Annotated in this window: 18 protein-coding genes; 10 read left to right on the top strand and 8 right to left on the bottom strand. The window is 37.7% G+C overall.

Annotated features, from left to right (window positions below):
• The first annotated feature begins 75 nt into the window (after window positions 1–75).
• Window positions 76–1,275, top strand: coding sequence for a mannose-6-phosphate isomerase, class I (gene manA / locus AC6H0J_RS07885; protein ID WP_118816788.1), 1,200 nt, complete (start codon window positions 76–78; stop codon window positions 1,273–1,275).
• An 83-nt stretch (window positions 1,276–1,358) separates the two neighbouring features.
• On the top strand, window positions 1,359–2,276 hold the full coding sequence (locus tag AC6H0J_RS07880) for an SPFH domain-containing protein (RefSeq protein ID WP_005628412.1): 918 nt from the start codon (window positions 1,359–1,361) through the stop codon (window positions 2,274–2,276).
• 148 nt (window positions 2,277–2,424) lie between these two features.
• On the opposite strand, the gene AC6H0J_RS07875 is transcribed toward AC6H0J_RS07880, so the two are convergent.
• From AC6H0J_RS07875 to AC6H0J_RS07855, 5 genes are all read right to left on the bottom strand, one after another.
• Window positions 2,425–2,907, bottom strand: a complete 483-nt coding sequence (locus tag AC6H0J_RS07875; RefSeq protein ID WP_118816789.1) for a hypothetical protein — start codon at window positions 2,905–2,907, stop codon at window positions 2,425–2,427.
• 28 nt (window positions 2,908–2,935) lie between these two features.
• Window positions 2,936–4,024 carry an IS1595 family transposase gene (locus AC6H0J_RS07870; RefSeq protein ID WP_118816790.1) on the bottom strand — a complete coding sequence of 363 codons (1,089 nt, stop codon included), beginning with the start codon at window positions 4,022–4,024 and terminating at the stop codon, window positions 2,936–2,938.
• 365 nt (window positions 4,025–4,389) lie between these two features.
• The gene (locus AC6H0J_RS07865) at window positions 4,390–5,508 is read right to left on the bottom strand and encodes a GmrSD restriction endonuclease domain-containing protein (protein WP_118816791.1); all 1,119 of its coding nucleotides are present in this window, start codon (window positions 5,506–5,508) and stop codon (window positions 4,390–4,392) included.
• Window positions 5,509–5,511: 3 nt separating this feature from the next.
• Window positions 5,512–6,510 (bottom strand): adenine-specific methyltransferase EcoRI family protein, encoded by a 999-nt coding sequence (locus tag AC6H0J_RS07860; RefSeq protein ID WP_118816792.1) that lies wholly within the window; start codon window positions 6,508–6,510, stop codon window positions 5,512–5,514.
• Between the two features lie 165 nt (window positions 6,511–6,675).
• Window positions 6,676–7,008, bottom strand: coding sequence for a helix-turn-helix domain-containing protein (locus AC6H0J_RS07855; protein WP_118816793.1), 333 nt, complete (start codon window positions 7,006–7,008; stop codon window positions 6,676–6,678).
• 131 nt (window positions 7,009–7,139) lie between these two features.
• On the opposite strand from AC6H0J_RS07855, the gene AC6H0J_RS07850 reads away from it, so the two are divergent.
• Together AC6H0J_RS07850 and AC6H0J_RS07845 are read left to right on the top strand one after the other, a co-directional pair.
• Window positions 7,140–8,177: an IS1595 family transposase gene (locus AC6H0J_RS07850; protein ID WP_118816794.1), complete on the top strand. Its 1,038-nt coding sequence runs from the start codon at window positions 7,140–7,142 to the stop codon at window positions 8,175–8,177.
• A 4-nt stretch (window positions 8,178–8,181) separates the two neighbouring features.
• Window positions 8,182–8,604, top strand: a complete 423-nt coding sequence (locus tag AC6H0J_RS07845; protein ID WP_497513434.1) for a hypothetical protein — start codon at window positions 8,182–8,184, stop codon at window positions 8,602–8,604.
• A 21-nt stretch (window positions 8,605–8,625) separates the two neighbouring features.
• Here AC6H0J_RS07845 and AC6H0J_RS07840 read toward each other — a convergent pair whose 3' ends face one another.
• Window positions 8,626–9,090, bottom strand: coding sequence for a hypothetical protein (locus tag AC6H0J_RS07840; protein ID WP_005695404.1), 465 nt, complete (start codon window positions 9,088–9,090; stop codon window positions 8,626–8,628).
• Window positions 9,091–9,243: 153 nt separating this feature from the next.
• Between AC6H0J_RS07840 and AC6H0J_RS07835 the strand changes: the two genes are divergently transcribed.
• The gene (locus tag AC6H0J_RS07835) at window positions 9,244–9,699 is read left to right on the top strand and encodes an NfeD family protein (protein WP_005628415.1); all 456 of its coding nucleotides are present in this window, start codon (window positions 9,244–9,246) and stop codon (window positions 9,697–9,699) included.
• Between the two features lie 91 nt (window positions 9,700–9,790).
• Here AC6H0J_RS07835 and AC6H0J_RS07830 read toward each other — a convergent pair whose 3' ends face one another.
• Window positions 9,791–10,558 carry a TOBE domain-containing protein gene (locus AC6H0J_RS07830; protein ID WP_112109861.1) on the bottom strand — a complete coding sequence of 256 codons (768 nt, stop codon included), beginning with the start codon at window positions 10,556–10,558 and terminating at the stop codon, window positions 9,791–9,793.
• A gap of 235 nt (window positions 10,559–10,793) precedes the next feature.
• On the opposite strand from AC6H0J_RS07830, the gene modA reads away from it, so the two are divergent.
• The 4 genes from modA to AC6H0J_RS07810 all read left to right on the top strand — a co-directional run bounded on the left by modA (window position 10,794) and on the right by AC6H0J_RS07810 (window position 15,853).
• Complete coding sequence (gene modA / locus AC6H0J_RS07825; RefSeq protein WP_497513431.1) at window positions 10,794–11,558, top strand: molybdate ABC transporter substrate-binding protein; 765 nt, start codon at window positions 10,794–10,796, stop codon at window positions 11,556–11,558.
• A 134-nt stretch (window positions 11,559–11,692) separates the two neighbouring features.
• Complete coding sequence (gene modB, locus AC6H0J_RS07820) at window positions 11,693–12,421, top strand: molybdate ABC transporter permease subunit (protein ID WP_005628423.1); 729 nt, start codon at window positions 11,693–11,695, stop codon at window positions 12,419–12,421.
• The gene (modC, locus tag AC6H0J_RS07815) at window positions 12,408–13,463 is read left to right on the top strand and encodes a molybdenum ABC transporter ATP-binding protein ModC (protein ID WP_005628425.1); all 1,056 of its coding nucleotides are present in this window, start codon (window positions 12,408–12,410) and stop codon (window positions 13,461–13,463) included. The genes modB and modC overlap by 14 nt, the downstream gene beginning before the upstream one ends.
• A gap of 362 nt (window positions 13,464–13,825) precedes the next feature.
• Window positions 13,826–15,853: a BCCT family transporter gene (locus tag AC6H0J_RS07810; RefSeq protein WP_005628427.1), complete on the top strand. Its 2,028-nt coding sequence runs from the start codon at window positions 13,826–13,828 to the stop codon at window positions 15,851–15,853.
• 35 nt (window positions 15,854–15,888) lie between these two features.
• Here the strand turns inward: AC6H0J_RS07810 and AC6H0J_RS07805 are convergent, their stop codons facing one another.
• Window positions 15,889–17,364, bottom strand: a complete 1,476-nt coding sequence (locus AC6H0J_RS07805; protein ID WP_005628430.1) for a leucyl aminopeptidase — start codon at window positions 17,362–17,364, stop codon at window positions 15,889–15,891.
• Between the two features lie 107 nt (window positions 17,365–17,471).
• On the opposite strand from AC6H0J_RS07805, the gene lptF reads away from it, so the two are divergent.
• A complete protein-coding gene (lptF, locus tag AC6H0J_RS07800) occupies window positions 17,472–18,566 on the top strand; it encodes an LPS export ABC transporter permease LptF (RefSeq protein ID WP_118816796.1) in 1,095 nt (364 codons plus the stop codon).
• The last annotated feature ends 5 nt before the right edge of the window (window positions 18,567–18,571 follow it).

Raw genomic sequence — 18,571 nt, 5'->3', positions numbered from 1 at the left:
GTCCGCCTTTGTGCGGATTTTTTATTTATGTAAATAAAACTGTGGTGTAGATAGGATTCAACGGAAAAATTAAAAATGATCTATAAACTTACTGGCTCACTCCAAAATTATGTATGGGGAGGGCATCAATATATTCCTCAATTACTGAATATTCCTGCAGAAGAAAATCAATATTATGCTGAATGGTGGTTAGGTGCACATCATTCTGCGCCTTCAACCATTGGAGTCGATGGTAAAAATGTATTACTTACTGAATTTTTACAGAAAAATCCTACCGCACTTGGCACACAAAGCCGAGCCAGTTTTGGTAATGAATTACCCTATTTATTAAAAATTCTTGATGTCGCCCAACCTCTTTCCATTCAACTTCATCCAACAAAAACGCAAGCTGAAATAGGTTTTGCGGAAGAAAATGCGAAAGGCATTGAGTTAAAAGCATCAACACGAACTTATAAAGATAACAATCATAAACCTGAAATGATGATTGCTTTATCTGATTTCTGGTTGTTGCATGGTTTTAAAAATAAATCAGATATTATCGAAACTTTAGAGGCACGATCATCTTTAGTCCCGCTTGCAAAAAAATTGCATGAACAAGATTTACATGCTTTCTATGCCGATATTATGCAAGCAAAACAGGCCCAATTACACCAATGGCTTTCCCCAATTCTGTTGGCGAATCAAGTAGATTATGAGGCTAATAATCTGGATTTAACTAATCCAGATTATTGGGTGCTTTACACCATTGATGCAATGAATATTTCTTTAGATAAATTAGATGCAGGTTTAATTTGCTTCTATTTGTTTAATATTGTGCACCTCAAAAAAGGCGAGGGAATTTACCAAGATGCTGGCATTCCGCACGCTTATTTGCGAGGGCAAAATATTGAACTGATGGCTTGTTCAGATAATGTAATTCGCGGTGGTTTAACGCCTAAATATGTCGATCTTCCAGAATTGCTTAAAATTGTCGATTGTCGTGAAGTGGAGCCTAAAATTATCCCGTCGGCACCTCAAGACGCGCGTATATTTACTTATGCTACGCCGGCGCAAGATTTCGCTTTGCAAAATATTCAATATGAATGTGGTGAAACTCATCATTTAAAAGCACAAAGTGCGAGTATTTTATTGGTGATGAATGGCCAGTTAAATTTACGCTCAGAAACGACCGCACTTTCTTTGAAGCAAGGTGAGGCAGCTTTCATTACCGCAGGTGCTTCTTATGAAGTGGAAGGCTTAATTGAAGGCTATGCAGTGGTGGCAAAATTGCCTTAATTTTATACAAAATAGGCTATAAAAGTGCGGGTGGATTTGATAGACTTTTTTCATTAAATCTACCCTAATAAAGGAGAAAAAATATGCTTGATGGATTCGCTATTTCCACATTAATTTTTGTGATATTAGTCGCATTAATTTTGTTTTCTACAGTGAAAACTGTACCACAAGGTTATAACTGGACAATCGAACGTTTCGGTCGTTACACAAGAACATTAATGCCAGGGTTAAATTTAGTGGTGCCTTTTGTTGATCGTATTGGTCGTAAAATTAATATGATGGAACAAGTTTTAGACATTCCTTCACAAGAAGTGATTTCTAAAGATAACGCCAATGTTTCTATTGATGCGGTTTGTTTTGTGCAGGTGATTGATGCTCGAAGTGCGGCTTATGAAGTAAACCATTTGGAACAAGCTATCATCAATTTAACCATGACAAATATTCGAACAGTGCTCGGCTCGATGGAGCTTGATGAAATGCTTTCCCAACGTGATTCTATTAATAGTCGATTATTGGCTATTGTGGATGAAGCGACAAATCCATGGGGGATTAAAGTAACGCGTATTGAAATTCGTGATGTTCGTCCGCCTCGTGAACTGATTGATTCAATGAATGCTCAAATGAAAGCAGAACGAAATAAACGTGCTGAAGTATTAGAGGCTGAAGGGATTCGCCAAGCTCAGATTCTCCGTGCTGAAGGTGAAAAACAAGCTAGAATTCTAAAAGCAGAAGGGGAGCGACAAGAAGCCTTTTTACAAGCTGAAGCTCGAGAACGTGCAGCGGAAGCTGAAGCAAAAGCAACGCAGATGGTATCAGAAGCCATTACCAGTGGTGATACCAAAGCGATTAACTACTTTATTGCACAAAAATACACAGAAGCATTGAAAGAAATTGGTAGTTCAGGAAACAGTAAAGTCGTGCTTATGCCATTAGAAGCTGGCAATTTAATTGGTTCTGTTGCTGGTATTGCGGAGTTATTAAAGGGCGATAAAAAATCTTAATTTAGATAAAGTGCGGTGATTTTTTTCGGTATTATGTAGCAGTTGCACAAAGACCAAAATTTAAACAAAACTATACAAAAATGCCCTTATTTCGATAAGGGCATTATTTTTTATAAATGTATTTTACAGAATTCTACTTATTTTTACGTTACTCACTTTTCCGTTTTCTTCTAAACAGTCTTTCTCGTTGCTCCTCTAGCAGCATTTGTTCCATCATTGCAGGGTAAGCCTGTTCGCAGAGAGCAACGTATTCAGGTTGGGTTAAGTGTTCTCTAATTTTAGTCGGGCAACGTAGATAGATTTTATCTTCTGCAAAACTACTAATAATAGAAAGCATCTGATAAGGTTTCCCATCTTCGGTTTCAAACACTTCATCGGTAAATTGCATTTCAAATATTGCTACAACTACCTGATTATTAGCGATTTCATAGGCTCCATAAAATATCAGCGGATTACGGGGTAAAGTACCGACTTCTTTCGCAAGATCTCGCAAATTGTGATAGAACAACAGATAGGCATCATCTTTTACGTTTGAATACATCTGAGCCAGTTCTCGCATAAAAGTTTTGAATGTTTCATAGTCCATCTTTTTTAAATCCACGTTAAGTGGAGTGTGTGTCATGGTTTCCATTATTGCTCCTTGTGTTGCTTTAAATTATTTAGGCTACGGCTAAATATTGGTTATCGTTTGAGGCTTCTAAACATAAACTTTCCAATCCGAATTTTGCCGCAGGTTTCTTATTTCCCTGCCAGTAGCCAGTTAAATCTCGTGAAGGTCTGGCTTTCAAACAGCGTTTTAGTACGTTGTCAAATTTGTCTTTATCTGACTGGTAACGAAAATCCTCACGCCATGCGGTTTCATTCGCATAGTGCATCATGTAATTATTTCCCATCTTATGATACACACCCATAATCATTCTTCTAAATCTTGCAAAGAAGGATTCAGCTAGGTTATTGGTGGTGCCGTCAATCGAGCAATATTCTTGCGAATGGTTTACTCGGCATAAATCATAGTGAAATGCCAAGCCATCATAAGCAGGATTTTCATCAGCACAAATTGTAGATTTTGGTGCGACTAAGCGATGTGTTAAAGCAAGCATATCATCAGCATTTTCCTCTTTAACTAATGCAACGAGAGTGCGGTCGGCTCCTTTTATTATCTCCTGATTTGCAGCTTGTTGACGAAAAACCATAACGCAGGATTTATCTTTACGTTGGTGACATCTCTTACGTCTATCAATTCGCTTATGTTTAAAATTTTTGGGGCGAAGGTAGTTATTCACATAACAACCATCAATATGAATAATGCCCGTGAGTGGTGTGTAATCTTGCGTTTTTTCAACTGCTTCACGAAATTTATGTAGTAATGCCCATGACGTTTTATATTGCACGCCAATATGACGAGATAAGTTAAGCGCAGAAATCCCTTTACTATTGATAGTGAAATAATAAACCGATAACAGTAGCTTTCTTAGGGAAAGTTTGGTGTGCTGAAAAATCGTGCCGCTTTTTACGGAAAAACGATGTTGGCAATGCTTGCACTGCCATTGCTTACGAGAGGAAATAAAATAGGCTTTATGCGTAATCTGACAACGAGGACACTCAACCGTATGAAAACAGTGAGAATTTCCCCAACGAGCATTTTTCAGAAAGATAAGGGCTTCACTATCAGATAAATCATAAATCGCAGAGATAGATAAATTGCGATAGGCAGAAAGTAATTGTGGTGGCGTTTGCATCTTTTTCATTTATTTGTTCAACATTCATAATTAGCTCCTGACTTATTGCTTTATGCCCAATAAGTCGCGTTTCTCTTGTTAAATTGGTTGAACAAATTAAATATAAAAAAAGCAAACGAGAAGATTTGCTTAAAAACGGGAGGATTTTAGATCAAAGTTTGATCGATTTGCAAGAAGAAAAAAGCAACCTCTTTCGAGATTGCTTATATGTATAGAAAGTTATTCTTTATAAGATAGATAAAATATCATTATTCATTTTATATTTTATTTGTTTGGCTGTGTTTTAACGATGTGTTGATTATATTTTAAAAAGCCATTATGGGTGGCTTTCTACTTTTTATTTGTTCCAAATGAGTTTATGGCAGTATGTTGAACTACTTATTAGATTTGGTTTGATTGCATGGCTTACACAGCATTTGTCCGTTCTCTAATATGGTTTTACCACCTTGCGACCACGGCACAATATGGTCTGCGTCCATTTGCGACAATTCAAATTTTTGTTGGCAATGCGGACATACACCATTTTGTTTTTGGTACATTTTCTGTTTATCTTTGTCACTAAATGCGCGTAAATTCAAATGCTTTTCTTGACCTGACAATAGATAATGATAAATACCACTCTTTTTCTGCACTTCATCATTGTCAATCAAATCAATAATTTTTCGTTCCAATTCTTCAGCATTAAATGGTTTATCCTTGTATTTGTTATACCAAATGCCCCATTCTTGCCCTTTCATTAGTTTCACACGTTCTTTGCTGTGATTACTGAAAATTCGTTTTACCCACGCAAAAACTTCTTGAAAGTATTGATACAATTCGCTTGCACTTTCATCTTTTTGATGGTCGCTCATGTATTGCTCAATCGTTTTATCTTCACGCGCTGCAATCCACGAAATCGCCGTTTCCAAAAACTCTTGGCGTTCTGCCGTGCCTTTCAAATAATCACCAAATTGCTGTTGAACCACACAATTTCGCTTGCTGAAATATTTTTTTGCAGCCGAAACCCACGAACCAGAATAAATCGCATTTCTCAATTCTTGTTCGGTTAATTTTTCGCCAGCAATATTGATGGTTTTGAACCAATCTAATTTTTCACTATCTGTGCCAGTGCATTGATAAACCTGCAATTTATAATCCAAAAACTTATTTTGTTGGTCATCGGTTAAATTACCAAAATTAAGTGGTTTGTCTTTTTCAAACTCTACCGAAAACAGACTTTGGCTAAATTGGCAAATAGATATTGTGCGTTGTTGTCCATCAATCAATTCAAATTCGCCATTTTCGCCCACCGCCCAATACATCACATTTAAGGGAAAACCTTTCATAATCGTGCGAATCACTTCATCACGCTGTTTGTCTTTATAAACAAATTCGCGCTGATACGGCGGACGGATATTCAGGCAGCCTGAAAAACCGAATACACCCTGTTCATCATTATCTTGATAATCTTGTGTTAATTCGCGGATGGAGATTTCTTTTAATTGGATTTTCATGATTTAGCCTTTTTTGGGATGTTTGTGTTTAATAAGAATGCGAGCATAGGTTTCTTTTCCATTTAAAGTAAACCGTTTTCCATAATTGGGATTATCTTCAACATAACGGTCAAGTCCAACAATCTCAAATTGTTCAGGATTGTATTTATCCAAAAATGTAACCGGCACACCCATTGCACCGTCAAAATCAATCGGAATATCTATAACTTTATTAACGTTAATCGCATCATAATTATCGTAATGCGGATATTCTTCGGACGTATAGGTTTTCCATAAAATCAATGGTTCATGGCGTTTAGAATGGTCTAAATTGGTAAACCAACAAGCATTGCCCAAACTGCGCCAATTTTTACCGTTTTCATCACGCCAACTGCGTGTTTCGCGCATTTCATAATAATCAGGCACTTGAAATGCCATATCGCCGCTTTTGTAACCGAGCCAAATTTTATTTTCTTTGATTAACGAAAAAATTTCTTTGTAAGTAATCGCGTTTTGATTGCCGATAATGATGAATTTCTTATCATATTCAACCAATTGCGCCACATATTCCCGAAACAGCGAAAACGGCGGATTGGTAACCACAATATCCGCTTGTTTCAGCAGATTGATACATTCCGCGCTGCGGAAATCGCCGTCGCCCTGTAAGGGTTTCACTTCAACTTCATCGGGCGATGGAACACGGTTGCCATCTTTGTCGCCCTCGTAAATCAAATAAACGGCTTGCTCGCTGTCGTTTCGGCTGAATACATCGGAATGCTGGTTTTTGTAGCATGTGGCAATCAGTTTTTTCAGCCCCAAGCGTTCAAAATTGTAGGAAAAATAATGAAAGAAATTGCTTACTCGTGGGTCATCGCAGTTGCAATAAACCACTTTGTCTTTGAAATGACCGGTGTAGTGTTGCAGTTCGCGCTCAATATCAGAAAGTTGCGTGTAAAACTCGTCATTTTTGCCGCGTTTTGCCGCATGAAGATTGTTGTTTTTGGCAGAAGTATTTTTTAACATTTCAAACTCCCAAAAAAAATGTTGGAAGTTTGAAAAGACAAGATTAAACTAGGCTTGTAGGCTTGTAGGCTTGTAGGCTTGTAGGCTTGTAGGCTTGTAGGCTTGTAGGCTTGTAGGCTTGTATAGACATTTTTGTTCCTTATTGAGTTAGTGTCAAATTAGTATTTATTGTTTTTCTGATATTTCTTTAAAAGAAATAGCAAAGGCATCCTTTAAATTTTCAGGCATAGTACGATAGTCTGCAATCAGTTTTTCTTCTTGCTCTGAGATAGTATTTTTTGGCGTTACAGCTTGAAACATCTCACCTTCACCACTCACGAGCCAATTCAAATTCACTCCTGCTTTAGCAATGCCTGACATTCCTTCTGCATTGGGTTCACGTTCACCACCGATATAACCTTGCATCGTACGATAGGCTATTCCTGTTTGTTCTGCGAAGTCCGTAATTTTCCAATTTTTAGCCTCACAAACTTGTCTTAATCTTTCTGATATGCACATTTGAGCGTTCCATTTTCAATTTACAATTGACAAATTACGCAAATGAGCGTATATTTGTTTTTAGTTTAAACGCATTTTATCACGTTTGAGCATATTTAAAATCTCTATTAACATAAATTTTAAACAAGACGATGACTCAGCATTTCTTACTTTCTAGCAAAGCTCGCACGCTTTCTTCCTACGAGATTGCACAACTCTCGGAAGAAGAAGCGTATGATTTGCTTTGTGAATTAAGATGGGGTGGAAAAGAGTTCATCACTTGCCCTAAATGTGGGGTACAACACAAGCCTTATTATATTTCTACACGTAAACAATGGCGCTGCAAACATTGTAATCACACTTTTAGTGTCACTTCAGGCACCATTTTTGCCAATCGCAAGAAACCGATTAAGGTTTATCTCTATGCTTTAATGGAATGGGTAAATGCAGTCAAAGGCTTATCTTCCCTTCAATTAGCTCGTAATGCAAAACTTAATCCTCGCACGGCATTTGTTTTATCGCATAAATTCCGTAAAGCATTATTAGAAAGTCGTGATATGAAACCCCTTTCAGGCGTAGTGGATATGGACGGCACTTATGTTCATCCTGCACCACGTAAAGCAAATAAGAAATCTGACCGCATTGACTATCGTTTAAAGGAAAATCAGAATCCTGATAAACGTTGTGTAATGGTTGCACGTGAGCATTATTCACCAGAAGAAAAAGCCAGTAATGTGCTGCATTGTGGGGCAAAACGCTCTCACGTTTTTGTGGCGCATACGGAATCGCAATCGGTAGTGAAAAGTTTTGCCGATAAATTTATTAAACCGAATACGCAAATCAATACCGATGAAAGCACTGCTTATGATGTCTTGTTGCCTTACTATAACTTGAGAACTGTAAACCATAAGGAAGAATATCGCAGTGATTTGGGCGTAACGAACAATCAGGCAGAAAGTTTATTCAGTCGCTTCAAACGTATGTACTACGGACAAGTTCACCGTATCGGCAATGAATACTTACTTAACTATGCTAATGAAATTGCCTACCGTGAGGACAATCGCCGTACCTCAAATAAAGCGCAGTTTATTGATGTATTAAGCCGATGTTTGAAAACCACCAACGATAACAATGAATGGTGCGGTTATTGGCAACGAAAAATTATTCATCAAGAAGTGATTTGGCAATAGATATATGGCATACAACCTAGATAAGAAGCTCAAAGAGTTTGAATTTGAGCGTAAACAAGTATTACATCATCTTGCGTTACTTGATGCGAACATTGCCACATTAAAACGTGCTATTGAGCTTACTCAACAGGAAACTGATGTAGCCCTTTATAATACGGACAACTTTGTGTATCGTTCCAAATATAAGCTCTTTAAAGGGAAAATTCGTAAATACATCGTACAAATGATGCGAGAAGCACCAGATAAAACCTTTACAATTGCCGAGTTTACGCAGCGCATTTTTGATATTGAACAAAATCCTGATACACCGTCTGAAAAGCATCTTGATTTCGTGCGTAAACAACTGAATGAGTTTTATAAAAGGGAATGGATTAATAGAGTTCAAATCAACCGAAATGAGGTTCACTGGCAATGGAAACAAAAATAGCGGTATTTCTACCGCTATTTACTATCCTTGCTCAAGTGTTCTCAATCGCCAATGTTGTGAGTTATCTATTAAGCATTTTTCCACTAACGATTTATACTTTAAATAGTTTAATGTACAAGCAATCGTTTGTGATTGTTTATACGGTATGACTTCTTCAATCTCTTGCCCATCTAACTTCATCGCCAGATATGTAATCTCCTTCACACTTAACCATTTTGAAGGCTCTTGTTTTAGTACCTGAGCAATCAACTGTTGAGGAGAAGTTTGGAAACGAAGATTTCTAAATTTGGGGTTTGACGGTAAAGGCGGTTCTTCCCGACCTTTTGCGTGATTTAATGCTACACGATAGTCTGAAATCTTCCGATCAAGATCTTTTAATTCTTTATGGAGTTGCTTGATTTGCGCTACAATTTCTTTCTTTTCGGTTTCAATTTCTTCAATCGCTTCTTCAAGCGCATTTTCCAAAGTTGATTTTTGTTTTGTCATTGACTATTCTTACCTTTCGTACATAAAAGATAAGAAAATGTAGCAGAAACAACAAATTAAATCTTTGTGCAACTGCTACATAATACCGATTTTTTTAATCGCTTATCACCGCACTTTTGTAATAAAAAGCCTTTACAACAAATAGGAGAATCTATGGCGGATTGGCTAATAAATTGGACACTTTGGCACTGGCTGATTTTAGGCTTTATTTTGCTTATTGGTGAAGTGCTTACACCAGGGATATTTTTGCTATGGTGGGGATTAGCGGCTTTAGTGACGGCATTTGTGCAATTTCTTTTTCCAAGCCTTTCTCTTGTCTCACTTGCTATTTTTTACGCGCTATTAGCTTGTATACTTTCTGTGATTTGGTGGAAATATCAACATGGCAAAGATCGCCATGATCAATCTCATTCAACATTAAATCAACGCGATCATGCCTTACTTGGTAAACAAGGCATTGTTCAAGAACTTGGCGCGAATGGAATTGGTAGAGGCGCTTTTGGTGACACAACTTGGCGTATTCAAGGCGATAATCTCACTGTTGGCGCATTGATTGAAGTTGAACGTGTGGATGGGATTACGCTGATTGTAAAAAATCTTTCTAATTAGTTTTGGGTTTTATTCGATAAGAAAAAACAGGCATCAAGCCTGTTTTTTTATGAGATTAAAATGTTCTTCCAACATTTACCGCACTTTGGAATTAGCCCAGCGTTGCTAAAATAATTTGCTCTTGATCAATGTGAATCCAAACTTGTTGTCCGATTTGCCATTGATTCGGCTGGTGGACTGTGGCACAAAATTCAATATCGCTTTCAGCAAATTGAAGGATCGCTTCCTCTTCATTTAGTGATTTGATATTTACAGGGAACTGATTAGATTGATTCTCCAGTGGTTTTTCACTAATTTTCACCCACGGCGCTTTGAACATCAGCATCACTTCTTTTTCTGTAATCAGTTTCAAACGAGCAGAGCTTTTTGTGGTAATAGAAACTTGCAACGGCGTTGGTAATCCTTGTACATTCACATCCACAACACAACGAGAGTCAATGATTCGTTGTTGTGCCACTCGCCCAAAAAATTGATTGCGTGCGCTACTTTGTAAAGAAAAACGTGCGGTTGCCGTGAGCAAACTATCTAACGGCACAGATTCATCTTGTAGGATATGAAAAGCGTGTTCTTGCGTACGTTCTAATAAATCGTAGAGTTGGAGCAAACGCTCGGCATAAGTGGTAAGCGCCGTGCCTCCGCCATTTTTTCCACCTGTATTTCGTTCAAGCAATGGGCGAGGGCTGATTTTATTCATCGCTTCTAAATGATCCCACGCACTTTTATAGCTCACTTTTGCATTTTTCGCTGCTTGATTAATCGAACCGCATTGTTGAATTTCTTTGAGTAAACGCACTCGTTTTGGATCGATAAAAAGTGCTTGTTGAAGTTTAATGGTGAGTAAAATTTCGGTGTTTTTCATTTCGGTTCTCCCCAGTGATGATTCGAGTATTCTACTGGAAAAATAGAATGAGATAAAATTTCTTCTGGAACTAATATTAAGATTCGCTATGACGATCTTTTAAAAGCAAAATCATCTCATTGTTTAATAGGTTTTTACTAAAAATGGGTAGTTCTTTTTTATGTTTCACACTTTCTTTATATACTTTTATTGATATATAATAAAGTAAATAACGTTCTACCATAGGAGATGATTCATGAAAAAATTAACTAAAATTTCAACCGCACTTCTAATCGCAGGATTGGGCTTTTCTTTTGCAGCATCCGCTAAAGTGACTGTATTTGCAGCGGCTTCAATGACAGATGCTTTACAACAAGTTGCAAAAGATTACACAAAACAAAATCCGAAAAATGAAGTAGTATTTTCTTTCGCTTCTTCTTCAACTTTAGCAAAACAAGTTGAAGAAGGTGCACCAGCAGATATTTTTGTTTCTGCAAGCAATAAATGGATGAAATATCTTTCTGAAAAAGATTTAACCGTAAAAGAAACCGAAAAAGTTTTAGTGGGTAATGATTTAGTATTAATCGCACCAGCAAAAAGTGCGGTAAATTCTGTGGATATTGCTAAAGGTGAATGGATCAATGCATTAAAAGATAGCTATTTATCTGTAGGCGATCCTGCGCACGTACCTGCTGGTCAATACGCAGAAGAAGCATTAACCAAATTAAATTTATGGGATAAAGTGCAAGATCATTTAGCGCGTGCTAAAGATGTTCGTGGCGCATTAGCTTTAGTTGAACGTGCAGAAGCACCTTACGGTATAGTGTACAGTACTGATGCAAAAATTAGCCAACAAGTTAAAACGGTTGCAGTGTTCCCGGCAGATAGTCATAAACCGGTTGTTTATCCCGTTTCTATTGTAAAAGGTCATGATAATGCGGATTCTCGTGATTTCTTGAAATATTTAGAATCAGATGCTGCGAAGAAAGTGCTTGTAGGGTATGGTTTTTCTGCAAAATAAGATAGAATCTTAATAGTCATGAAGGGCGGATATTTCTGCCCTTTTGTTATTATAGAGCATCTTACTTCTCATCAATGTGGGATATTCCCATAAACAAGGGATTTAAAGAGAGGCTATTTGTATAAGGATTCATTTTGCTTACCCAAATTTTTTCATTTTTCAATCTGACTCCAATGGAAATCTCAGCGATTAATTTAAGCCTGAGTGTTGCAGTCAGTTCTATGCTTTGGAGTTTGCCGTTAGCCATTTTTGTGGCGTGGCTCTTAGCGCGTAAAAACTTCTATGGCAAATCCCTTATTACTGGCGTAATTCATTTGCCTTTAGTGTTGCCACCTGTGGTTATTGGTTATCTATTGCTTGTGGCAATGGGGCGCAATGGTTTCATTGGTAAGTATTTATATCAGTGGTTTGGCTTATCTTTTGGTTTTAGTTGGAAGGGGGCGGTGCTTTCCTCTGCAGTGGTTGCCTTTCCATTGGTTGTTCGCGCGATTCGACTTTCTTTAGAAAATATTGATATTAAATTGGAGCAAGCGGCGCAAACATTGGGCGCTTCCGCTTGGCGTGTATTTTTTACAATAACCTTGCCACTTTCTTTACCAGGGGTTTTAGCTGGACTCGTTCTTGGTTTTGCACGATCGTTGGGAGAATTTGGCGCGACTATTACCTTTGTATCAAACATTGCAGGCGAAACTCAAACGATTCCACTTGCGATGTATTCTTTTATTCAAACACCCGGTGCAGAAGAACAAACCGCTCGCTTATGTTTATTTGCTATCATTCTTTCATTGATTTCTTTATTACTGTCTGAATGGTTGAGTAAGCGAATGCAGAAAAAATTAGGACAAGGAAATGTTGCAGATTAATGTAAAAAAACAGCTAGGGCAACTCGCCTTGCAAGCGAATATACAAGTGCCAGATCAAGGTGTGACAGCCATTTTCGGTTTGTCTGGTTCAGGCAAAACATCGCTGATTAATCTCGTCAGTGGCTTGATACAACCAGACGAAGGATTCATCCGTTTAAATGACCGCACTTTAGTGAATATGGAAACGCAAGAATCATTGCCGACCCACTTGCGTAAAATTGGCTATGTATTCCAAGATGCGCGTTTATTTCCTCACTATACCGTGAAAGGTAATTTGCGATATGGCATGAAAAATGTCTCGCAAGATGATTTTAATTATATTGTCGATCTTCTCGGTATTACTCATTTATTAAAGCGTTATCCGCTCACGCTTTCTGGTGGTGAGAAGCAGCGTGTCGCAATCGGTCGAGCATTGTTGGCTGAGCCCGACATTTTACTGATGGACGAACCACTTTCTGCCCTTGATGTTCCCCGCAAACGCGAGCTAATGCAATATTTGGAACGTCTTTCTAAAGAAATTAATATCCCGATTTTATATGTTACACATAGCTTGGACGAACTGTTACGTTTAGCTGATCGGGTCGTACTGATGGAAAACGGCATCGTGAAAGCCTATGACAGCGTAGAAAAAATTTGGAATAGTCCTATTTTTGCCCCTTGGAAAGGGGAAAGCGAACAGAGTAGTGTACTTGCCTTGCCCGTTTATTTGCATAATCCTCCTTATAAAATGACCGCACTTTCCCTAGGCAAACAAGCACTTTGGATTCATCAAGTGCCTGCAAATGTAGGCGAGCGAGTGCGAGTTTGTATTTATAGTTCAGATGTTTCTATCACACTGCAAAAGCCAGAACAAACAAGTATTCGTAATATTTTACGTGGCCAAGTTGCACAAATTGAGATACAAGATTCTCGAGTGGATATTGCGGTGCTGGTGGATGGACATAAGATTTGGGCAAGTATCAGTAAATGGGCGCAAAATGAACTGCGTTTTTCTATTGGGCAAGATGTCTATGTTCAAATTAAAGCGGTGTCGGTGATGTAGTAAAAATGACCGCACTTTGTTTTTCTCCAAGTGCGGTTTTTATTAAATAAATATTCTATTTTAATAAAGTTCATCCCACCTTCTCTTTATCAAGATTTATTTTAGAAAATTATATAAAGAAAAATATTTGATTTTTCACCGCACTTTTAAACAAATCTTCACTAATTTGAAATAATAACTGCATTTTGCTATTATATATTGGCTTTTAGGAAACAAACCTTCAATTCCTACTGAACGTTTCCTTCAAAATCGCACTTCTATGTGCTGTCATTTGTAGTGGTTCCATTACACATTTTTGCCTCTAGGCAATGTTTATTAAATCTATTTTTTAATCTATTCACTTAATCGTTAAGGGGAAAAGTTTGTCTTTATTTCAATTTATGACAAAGCGAACGTCATTTAATCCTTTGGTAATTGGCGTTACATTATTTTTTGTGTTGTTACTTATGGTGATGATTTTAATTGTCCCAGCACAAACTCAAGCATTATTGAATCAAGCTAAAACTAGCATTTTTGCCAATTTTAGTTGGTTTTATGTTCTCACTTTTTCAGTGTTTTTAGGATTTTTATTAATTTTATCAGTAAGTAGTCTTGGCAATATAAAACTAGGGCAGGATGAAGAAGAACCTGAATTTAGTTTCTTATCTTGGCTTGCGATGTTATTTGCCGCTGGAATGGGGGTTGGGCTGATGTTTTTTGGCGTAGCAGAACCATTAACCCATTATCTTTCTGATATTACAACGGGTCCAGCCGAACATAAACAACAAGAAGCTTTACTTCACACCCTGTTCCACTGGGGTATTCACGCTTGGGCAGTATATGGCACCATTGCTTTAGCATTAGCTTATTTTGGGTTTCGTTATAAATTACCTTTATCGTTACGTTCTTGCTTTTATCCGTTATTAAAAGATCGTATTAATGGAAAAATCGGCGATATGATTGATATTATGGCGTTACTTGCAACATTATTTGGGATCATTACTACGCTAGGTTTTGGGTCATCACAGCTTGGCGCTGGTTTGGAGCAAATGGGATGGGTAAGCAAAAATAACTTTACTTTACAAGTTGGAATAATAATTGTAGTGATGAGTTTAGCTGTTTTTTCTGCTATTTCTGGTGTTGGAAAAGGCGTGAAAATATTAAGTGAAATTAACTTAACTTTAGCATTTTGTTTACTTCTTTTTGTTTTAATTGCAGGGCCTACGTTATATCTTTTATCTGCATTTAGCGACAACATTGGTAATTATTTTAGTAATTTAGTGCAACTCAGCTTTAAAACTTATGCTTATGAGCAAGAACACACAAGTTGGTTTAGTGGATGGACGATTCTTTATTGGGCATGGTGGTGCTCTTGGGCTCCGTTTGTGGGTTTATTTATTGCGCGTATTTCTAAAGGGCGAACTATTCGTGAATTTATCTTTGGGGTGTTAGTTATTCCAAGTTTATTTGGTATTTTATGGTTTACTGTTTTTGGTAATACAGCAGTATGGCTAAATGATGGCATTGCTGCGGGCGGGCTTAGCGAATTTATTTCTTCCCCAGAAATTTTATTATTTAAATTTTTAAATTATCTGCCTTTACCAACAATAACAGGCTTTGTGAGCTTATTAGTGATTTCATTGTTTTTTATCACTTCGGCGGATTCAGGTATTTATGTGTTAAATAACATTGCATCTCGAGATAAAAGTTTAGCCTCGCCTGCATGGCAAGCGATAATGTGGGGAACTTTGATGTCAGTTGTCGCGATTGTTCTTATGCAATCTGGTGGACTTGCTAATTTGCAAACAATGACATTAATTGTTGCCTTGCCTTTTGCTTTATTGATGTTGGTAATGTGTTTTAGTTTATGGAAAGGCTTAATTGCGGATAAAAAATATTTTTCTACTAAAGTCAATCCAACTAGTATTTTCTGGAGCGGCGATAAATGGAAATCACATTTAGAGCAAATGATGAACCAAACTCAAGAGAAAGATATTTTACGTTTCCTTAAAAATACGGCGTTACCCGCTATGCGAGAATTACGTCAAGAATTAACAGGAAAATATAATTTAAGTGTAGAAATCAACACATTATTTGAACAAGAAGAGCCAGCTTTGGAATTGGTAATTCATAAAGAATCAATGCGAGATTTTATGTATGGTATTAAATCTGTTGGGCGAGAAGTGTCAGAGCAATTAATTAACGATGAAAATCTACCGCACATTCAGCATAGTGTTACTTACGAGCCTTACACTTATTTCTTTGATGGACGAGTCGGTTACGATGTTCAATATATGGATCAAGATGAATTGATTGCCGATATGTTGAAACAATATGAACGTTATCTAAGTTTGCTTGATGATGTGGGTCAGGAACTGATGGCACACGAGCAAACCGAACTAGCAGAGTAATCGATTTAAAGGTGCAACGTGTGCCAGTTTTGTGGTTATTTAACCTGATTAATCAAAAATTGTGTTAATAAAGAAACAGGGCGGCCAGTTGCGCCTTTATTTGCGCCTTGTAACCAAGCTGTACCAGCAATGTCTAAATGTGCCCAGCGATATTTTTTCGTGAAGTTAGACAAAAATGCGCCAGCAGTAATTGCGCCACCCCAGCGACCGCCAATGTTGGCAAGATCGGCGAAAGGTGATTTCAGTTGCTCTTGATATTCTTCGCTTAATGGTAAACGCCACGCTTTATCAGTGGTTTCTGTTGCGGCTTGAAGTAGTGCATTGGCAAGCTCGTTATCTGTAGAAACTAAGCCGCTATTGTGTTGGCCAAGGGCAACCACACAAGCACCAGTCAAGGTTGCAACATCAATAACAAGCTCAGGTTCAAAACGTTCAACATAAGTAAGTGCATCACAAAGGACTAAGCGACCTTCCGCATCGGTGTTGAGCACTTCTACGGTTAAACCGTTCATGGTAGTGAGAATATCACCTGGGCGATAAGCATTGCCATCAGGCAGATTTTCACAACCAGCTAAAACACCAATAACGTTTAATGGCAAGTTCAACTCTGCAATGGCTTTCATTGTGCCGAAGACAGAGGCAGCACCACACATGTCATATTTCATTTCATCCATGTCAGCAGCAGGTTTAAGTGAAATACCGCCTGCATCAAAGGTTAATCCTTTGCCTACAAGTACAATGGGTTTGGCGTTTTTATCTGGCGCATTGTTGAATGTCAAAATAGACATATAAGCACGGTTTTCAGAGCCTTTTGAGACGGCAAGATAAGCATTCATTCCAAGTTTTGACATTTCTTCTTCATCCACAACTTTCAAAGAAAGTGCGGTAGAATTTTCTGCTAAATTTTTTGCTTGTTCAGCAAGATAAGCGGGGTTGCAGATATTGGGTGGCATATTTGCGATGTCGCGTGCTGCTTTTATACCTGAGCTAATCGCATTGGCATGAGCAATGGCTTGTTGTGCTTGATCACAATCCGTATTAAAGATGAAGGATTCTAAAACGGAGGCTTCTGCTTTTTGAGATTTGAAATGATCAAATTGATAATTGGTGTGTTCAATCGTTTCAATGGCAAAGCGGATATTCCAATAAAGATCGCGATCTTTTAATTCAATTTCAGTTAAATAAGAAACAACTTCACGCGTGTTGGTTTCTTTTAGTGTTTTTAATACAGCTTGGATGATTTGTTTATATTGACGCTCCGTGAGTTCTCCTTTTTTCCCACAGCCAACGATTAATACGCGTTTAGCAGATAAACCTTGAAGATCACGAAGTAAAACGGTTTGGGCTAATTTGCCAGTTAGCTCACCTGATTTCACTAAATCGTTTAAATAGCCTTGGGTTAATTGATCGATTTCATGGAAACTTTTTGAAAATTCATTGTTCTCATATACGCCTAAAACAATGGAATCAGCTGCTTGAGAAAGTGCGGTGTTTTTTGCTTGATATTTCATTTGATATCCTTAAATTTCTGTTTAATTCAGCGAAAATAAGGTATCATACGCGACCGATTTTATCCAGTTTTCCCCCGTTTTAGATTTAGAAAAACAAACGAAATAAGATGATTTTAATTCGATATTTAACGAAAGAAGTATTTAAGAGCCAAGTCGCTATTTTGTTCATTTTATTGCTGATATTTTTCTCTCAGCAGTTAGTGCGCGTACTGGGATCTGCGGCTAATGGTAAAGTGCCAGCTGATTTGGTATTTTCCTTGCTTGGGCTAGGCATGCCTGCTATGGCGCAATTAATGTTGCCATTATGTTTGTTTATTGCGATTTTACTCACTTTTGGTCGTCTTTATGCGGAAAGTGAAATAACGGTGATGCGTGCTTGTGGTGTCGGACAGCGTGTTTTAGTGCGTGTGGCGTTAATGCTTTCATTGATTACTGCGGGACTTGCTGCTTATAACGTCTTGTGGCTTTCGCCTTGGTCAATTCAAAAACAAGCGGCAATTGTGGAAGATGCCAAAGCGAATCCAACAATGGGGGCGCTTGCTTCTGGTCAGTTTATAGCAACGAATAACAACAATTTTGTTTTATTTATTGATAGTATTAAGGGAAATCAAATTAATGACGTGTATTTGTTCCAAACGGCACCAAAAGGACAAACGAAACCATCAGTTGTGACTGCTGAAAAAGGCGAATTAAAAGCGCTGCCAAATGGCGATCAAATTCTGAATTTACAAAATACTCAACGAGTTGAAGGCACGTCTGTTTTGCCAGATTTCCGCATTACGCATTTTGATGAATATCAAGCCTATTTGGGGCATCAGGAAACAGAAAATACGAATGATGAAGTCGCAGAATTAACATTGCCTCAACTTATCGGTTTAGATTCATCTTCTGCGAAGTCTGAATTGCATTGGCGTATTACATTAATTCTGGCAGTTCCATTAATGGCGTTAATTGCTGTGCCATTAAGTCGTGTAAATCCTCGACAAGGTCGATTTGCCAAAATTTTACCCGCACTTTTACTCTATTTAATTTATTTTTTATTACAAAGTTCCTTTAAATCTGCAGGGGCTGCAGGAAAATTAGATGCGGCTATTTTTATGCCTCTTGTTAATATTGGCTTTTTGTTGCTTGGTATCGTGTTAAACGGTTGGGATAGCGCTGCGATGTATAAATTCCGCCATTTATTCAGTAGAAAAGGATAAGCAAA

Source organism: Haemophilus sp. THUN1691 (assembly GCF_059704425.1).
This window is presented reverse-complemented; position numbering and strand designations above follow the sequence as displayed.

Coding starts and splice junctions, on each gene's coding strand:
- AC6H0J_RS07835 (WP_005628415.1), top strand. CDS start 9,244: ATGGCGGATTGGCTAATAAATTGGACACTTTGGCACTGGCTGATTTTA.
- AC6H0J_RS07845 (WP_497513434.1), top strand. CDS start 8,182: ATGGCATACAACCTAGATAAGAAGCTCAAAGAGTTTGAATTTGAGCGT.
- AC6H0J_RS07855 (WP_118816793.1), bottom strand. CDS start 7,008: ATGTGCATATCAGAAAGATTAAGACAAGTTTGTGAGGCTAAAAATTGG.
- modC (WP_005628425.1), top strand. CDS start 12,408: ATGTTGCAGATTAATGTAAAAAAACAGCTAGGGCAACTCGCCTTGCAA.
- AC6H0J_RS07840 (WP_005695404.1), bottom strand. CDS start 9,090: ATGACAAAACAAAAATCAACTTTGGAAAATGCGCTTGAAGAAGCGATT.
- AC6H0J_RS07805 (WP_005628430.1), bottom strand. CDS start 17,364: ATGAAATATCAAGCAAAAAACACCGCACTTTCTCAAGCAGCTGATTCC.
- AC6H0J_RS07830 (WP_112109861.1), bottom strand. CDS start 10,558: ATGAAAAACACCGAAATTTTACTCACCATTAAACTTCAACAAGCACTT.
- AC6H0J_RS07870 (WP_118816790.1), bottom strand. CDS start 4,024: ATGAAAAAGATGCAAACGCCACCACAATTACTTTCTGCCTATCGCAAT.
- manA (WP_118816788.1), top strand. CDS start 76: ATGATCTATAAACTTACTGGCTCACTCCAAAATTATGTATGGGGAGGG.
- AC6H0J_RS07865 (WP_118816791.1), bottom strand. CDS start 5,508: ATGAAAATCCAATTAAAAGAAATCTCCATCCGCGAATTAACACAAGAT.
- AC6H0J_RS07850 (WP_118816794.1), top strand. CDS start 7,140: ATGACTCAGCATTTCTTACTTTCTAGCAAAGCTCGCACGCTTTCTTCC.
- AC6H0J_RS07875 (WP_118816789.1), bottom strand. CDS start 2,907: ATGGAAACCATGACACACACTCCACTTAACGTGGATTTAAAAAAGATG.
- AC6H0J_RS07880 (WP_005628412.1), top strand. CDS start 1,359: ATGCTTGATGGATTCGCTATTTCCACATTAATTTTTGTGATATTAGTC.
- modA (WP_497513431.1), top strand. CDS start 10,794: ATGAAAAAATTAACTAAAATTTCAACCGCACTTCTAATCGCAGGATTG.
- lptF (WP_118816796.1), top strand. CDS start 17,472: ATGATTTTAATTCGATATTTAACGAAAGAAGTATTTAAGAGCCAAGTC.
- AC6H0J_RS07860 (WP_118816792.1), bottom strand. CDS start 6,510: ATGTTAAAAAATACTTCTGCCAAAAACAACAATCTTCATGCGGCAAAA.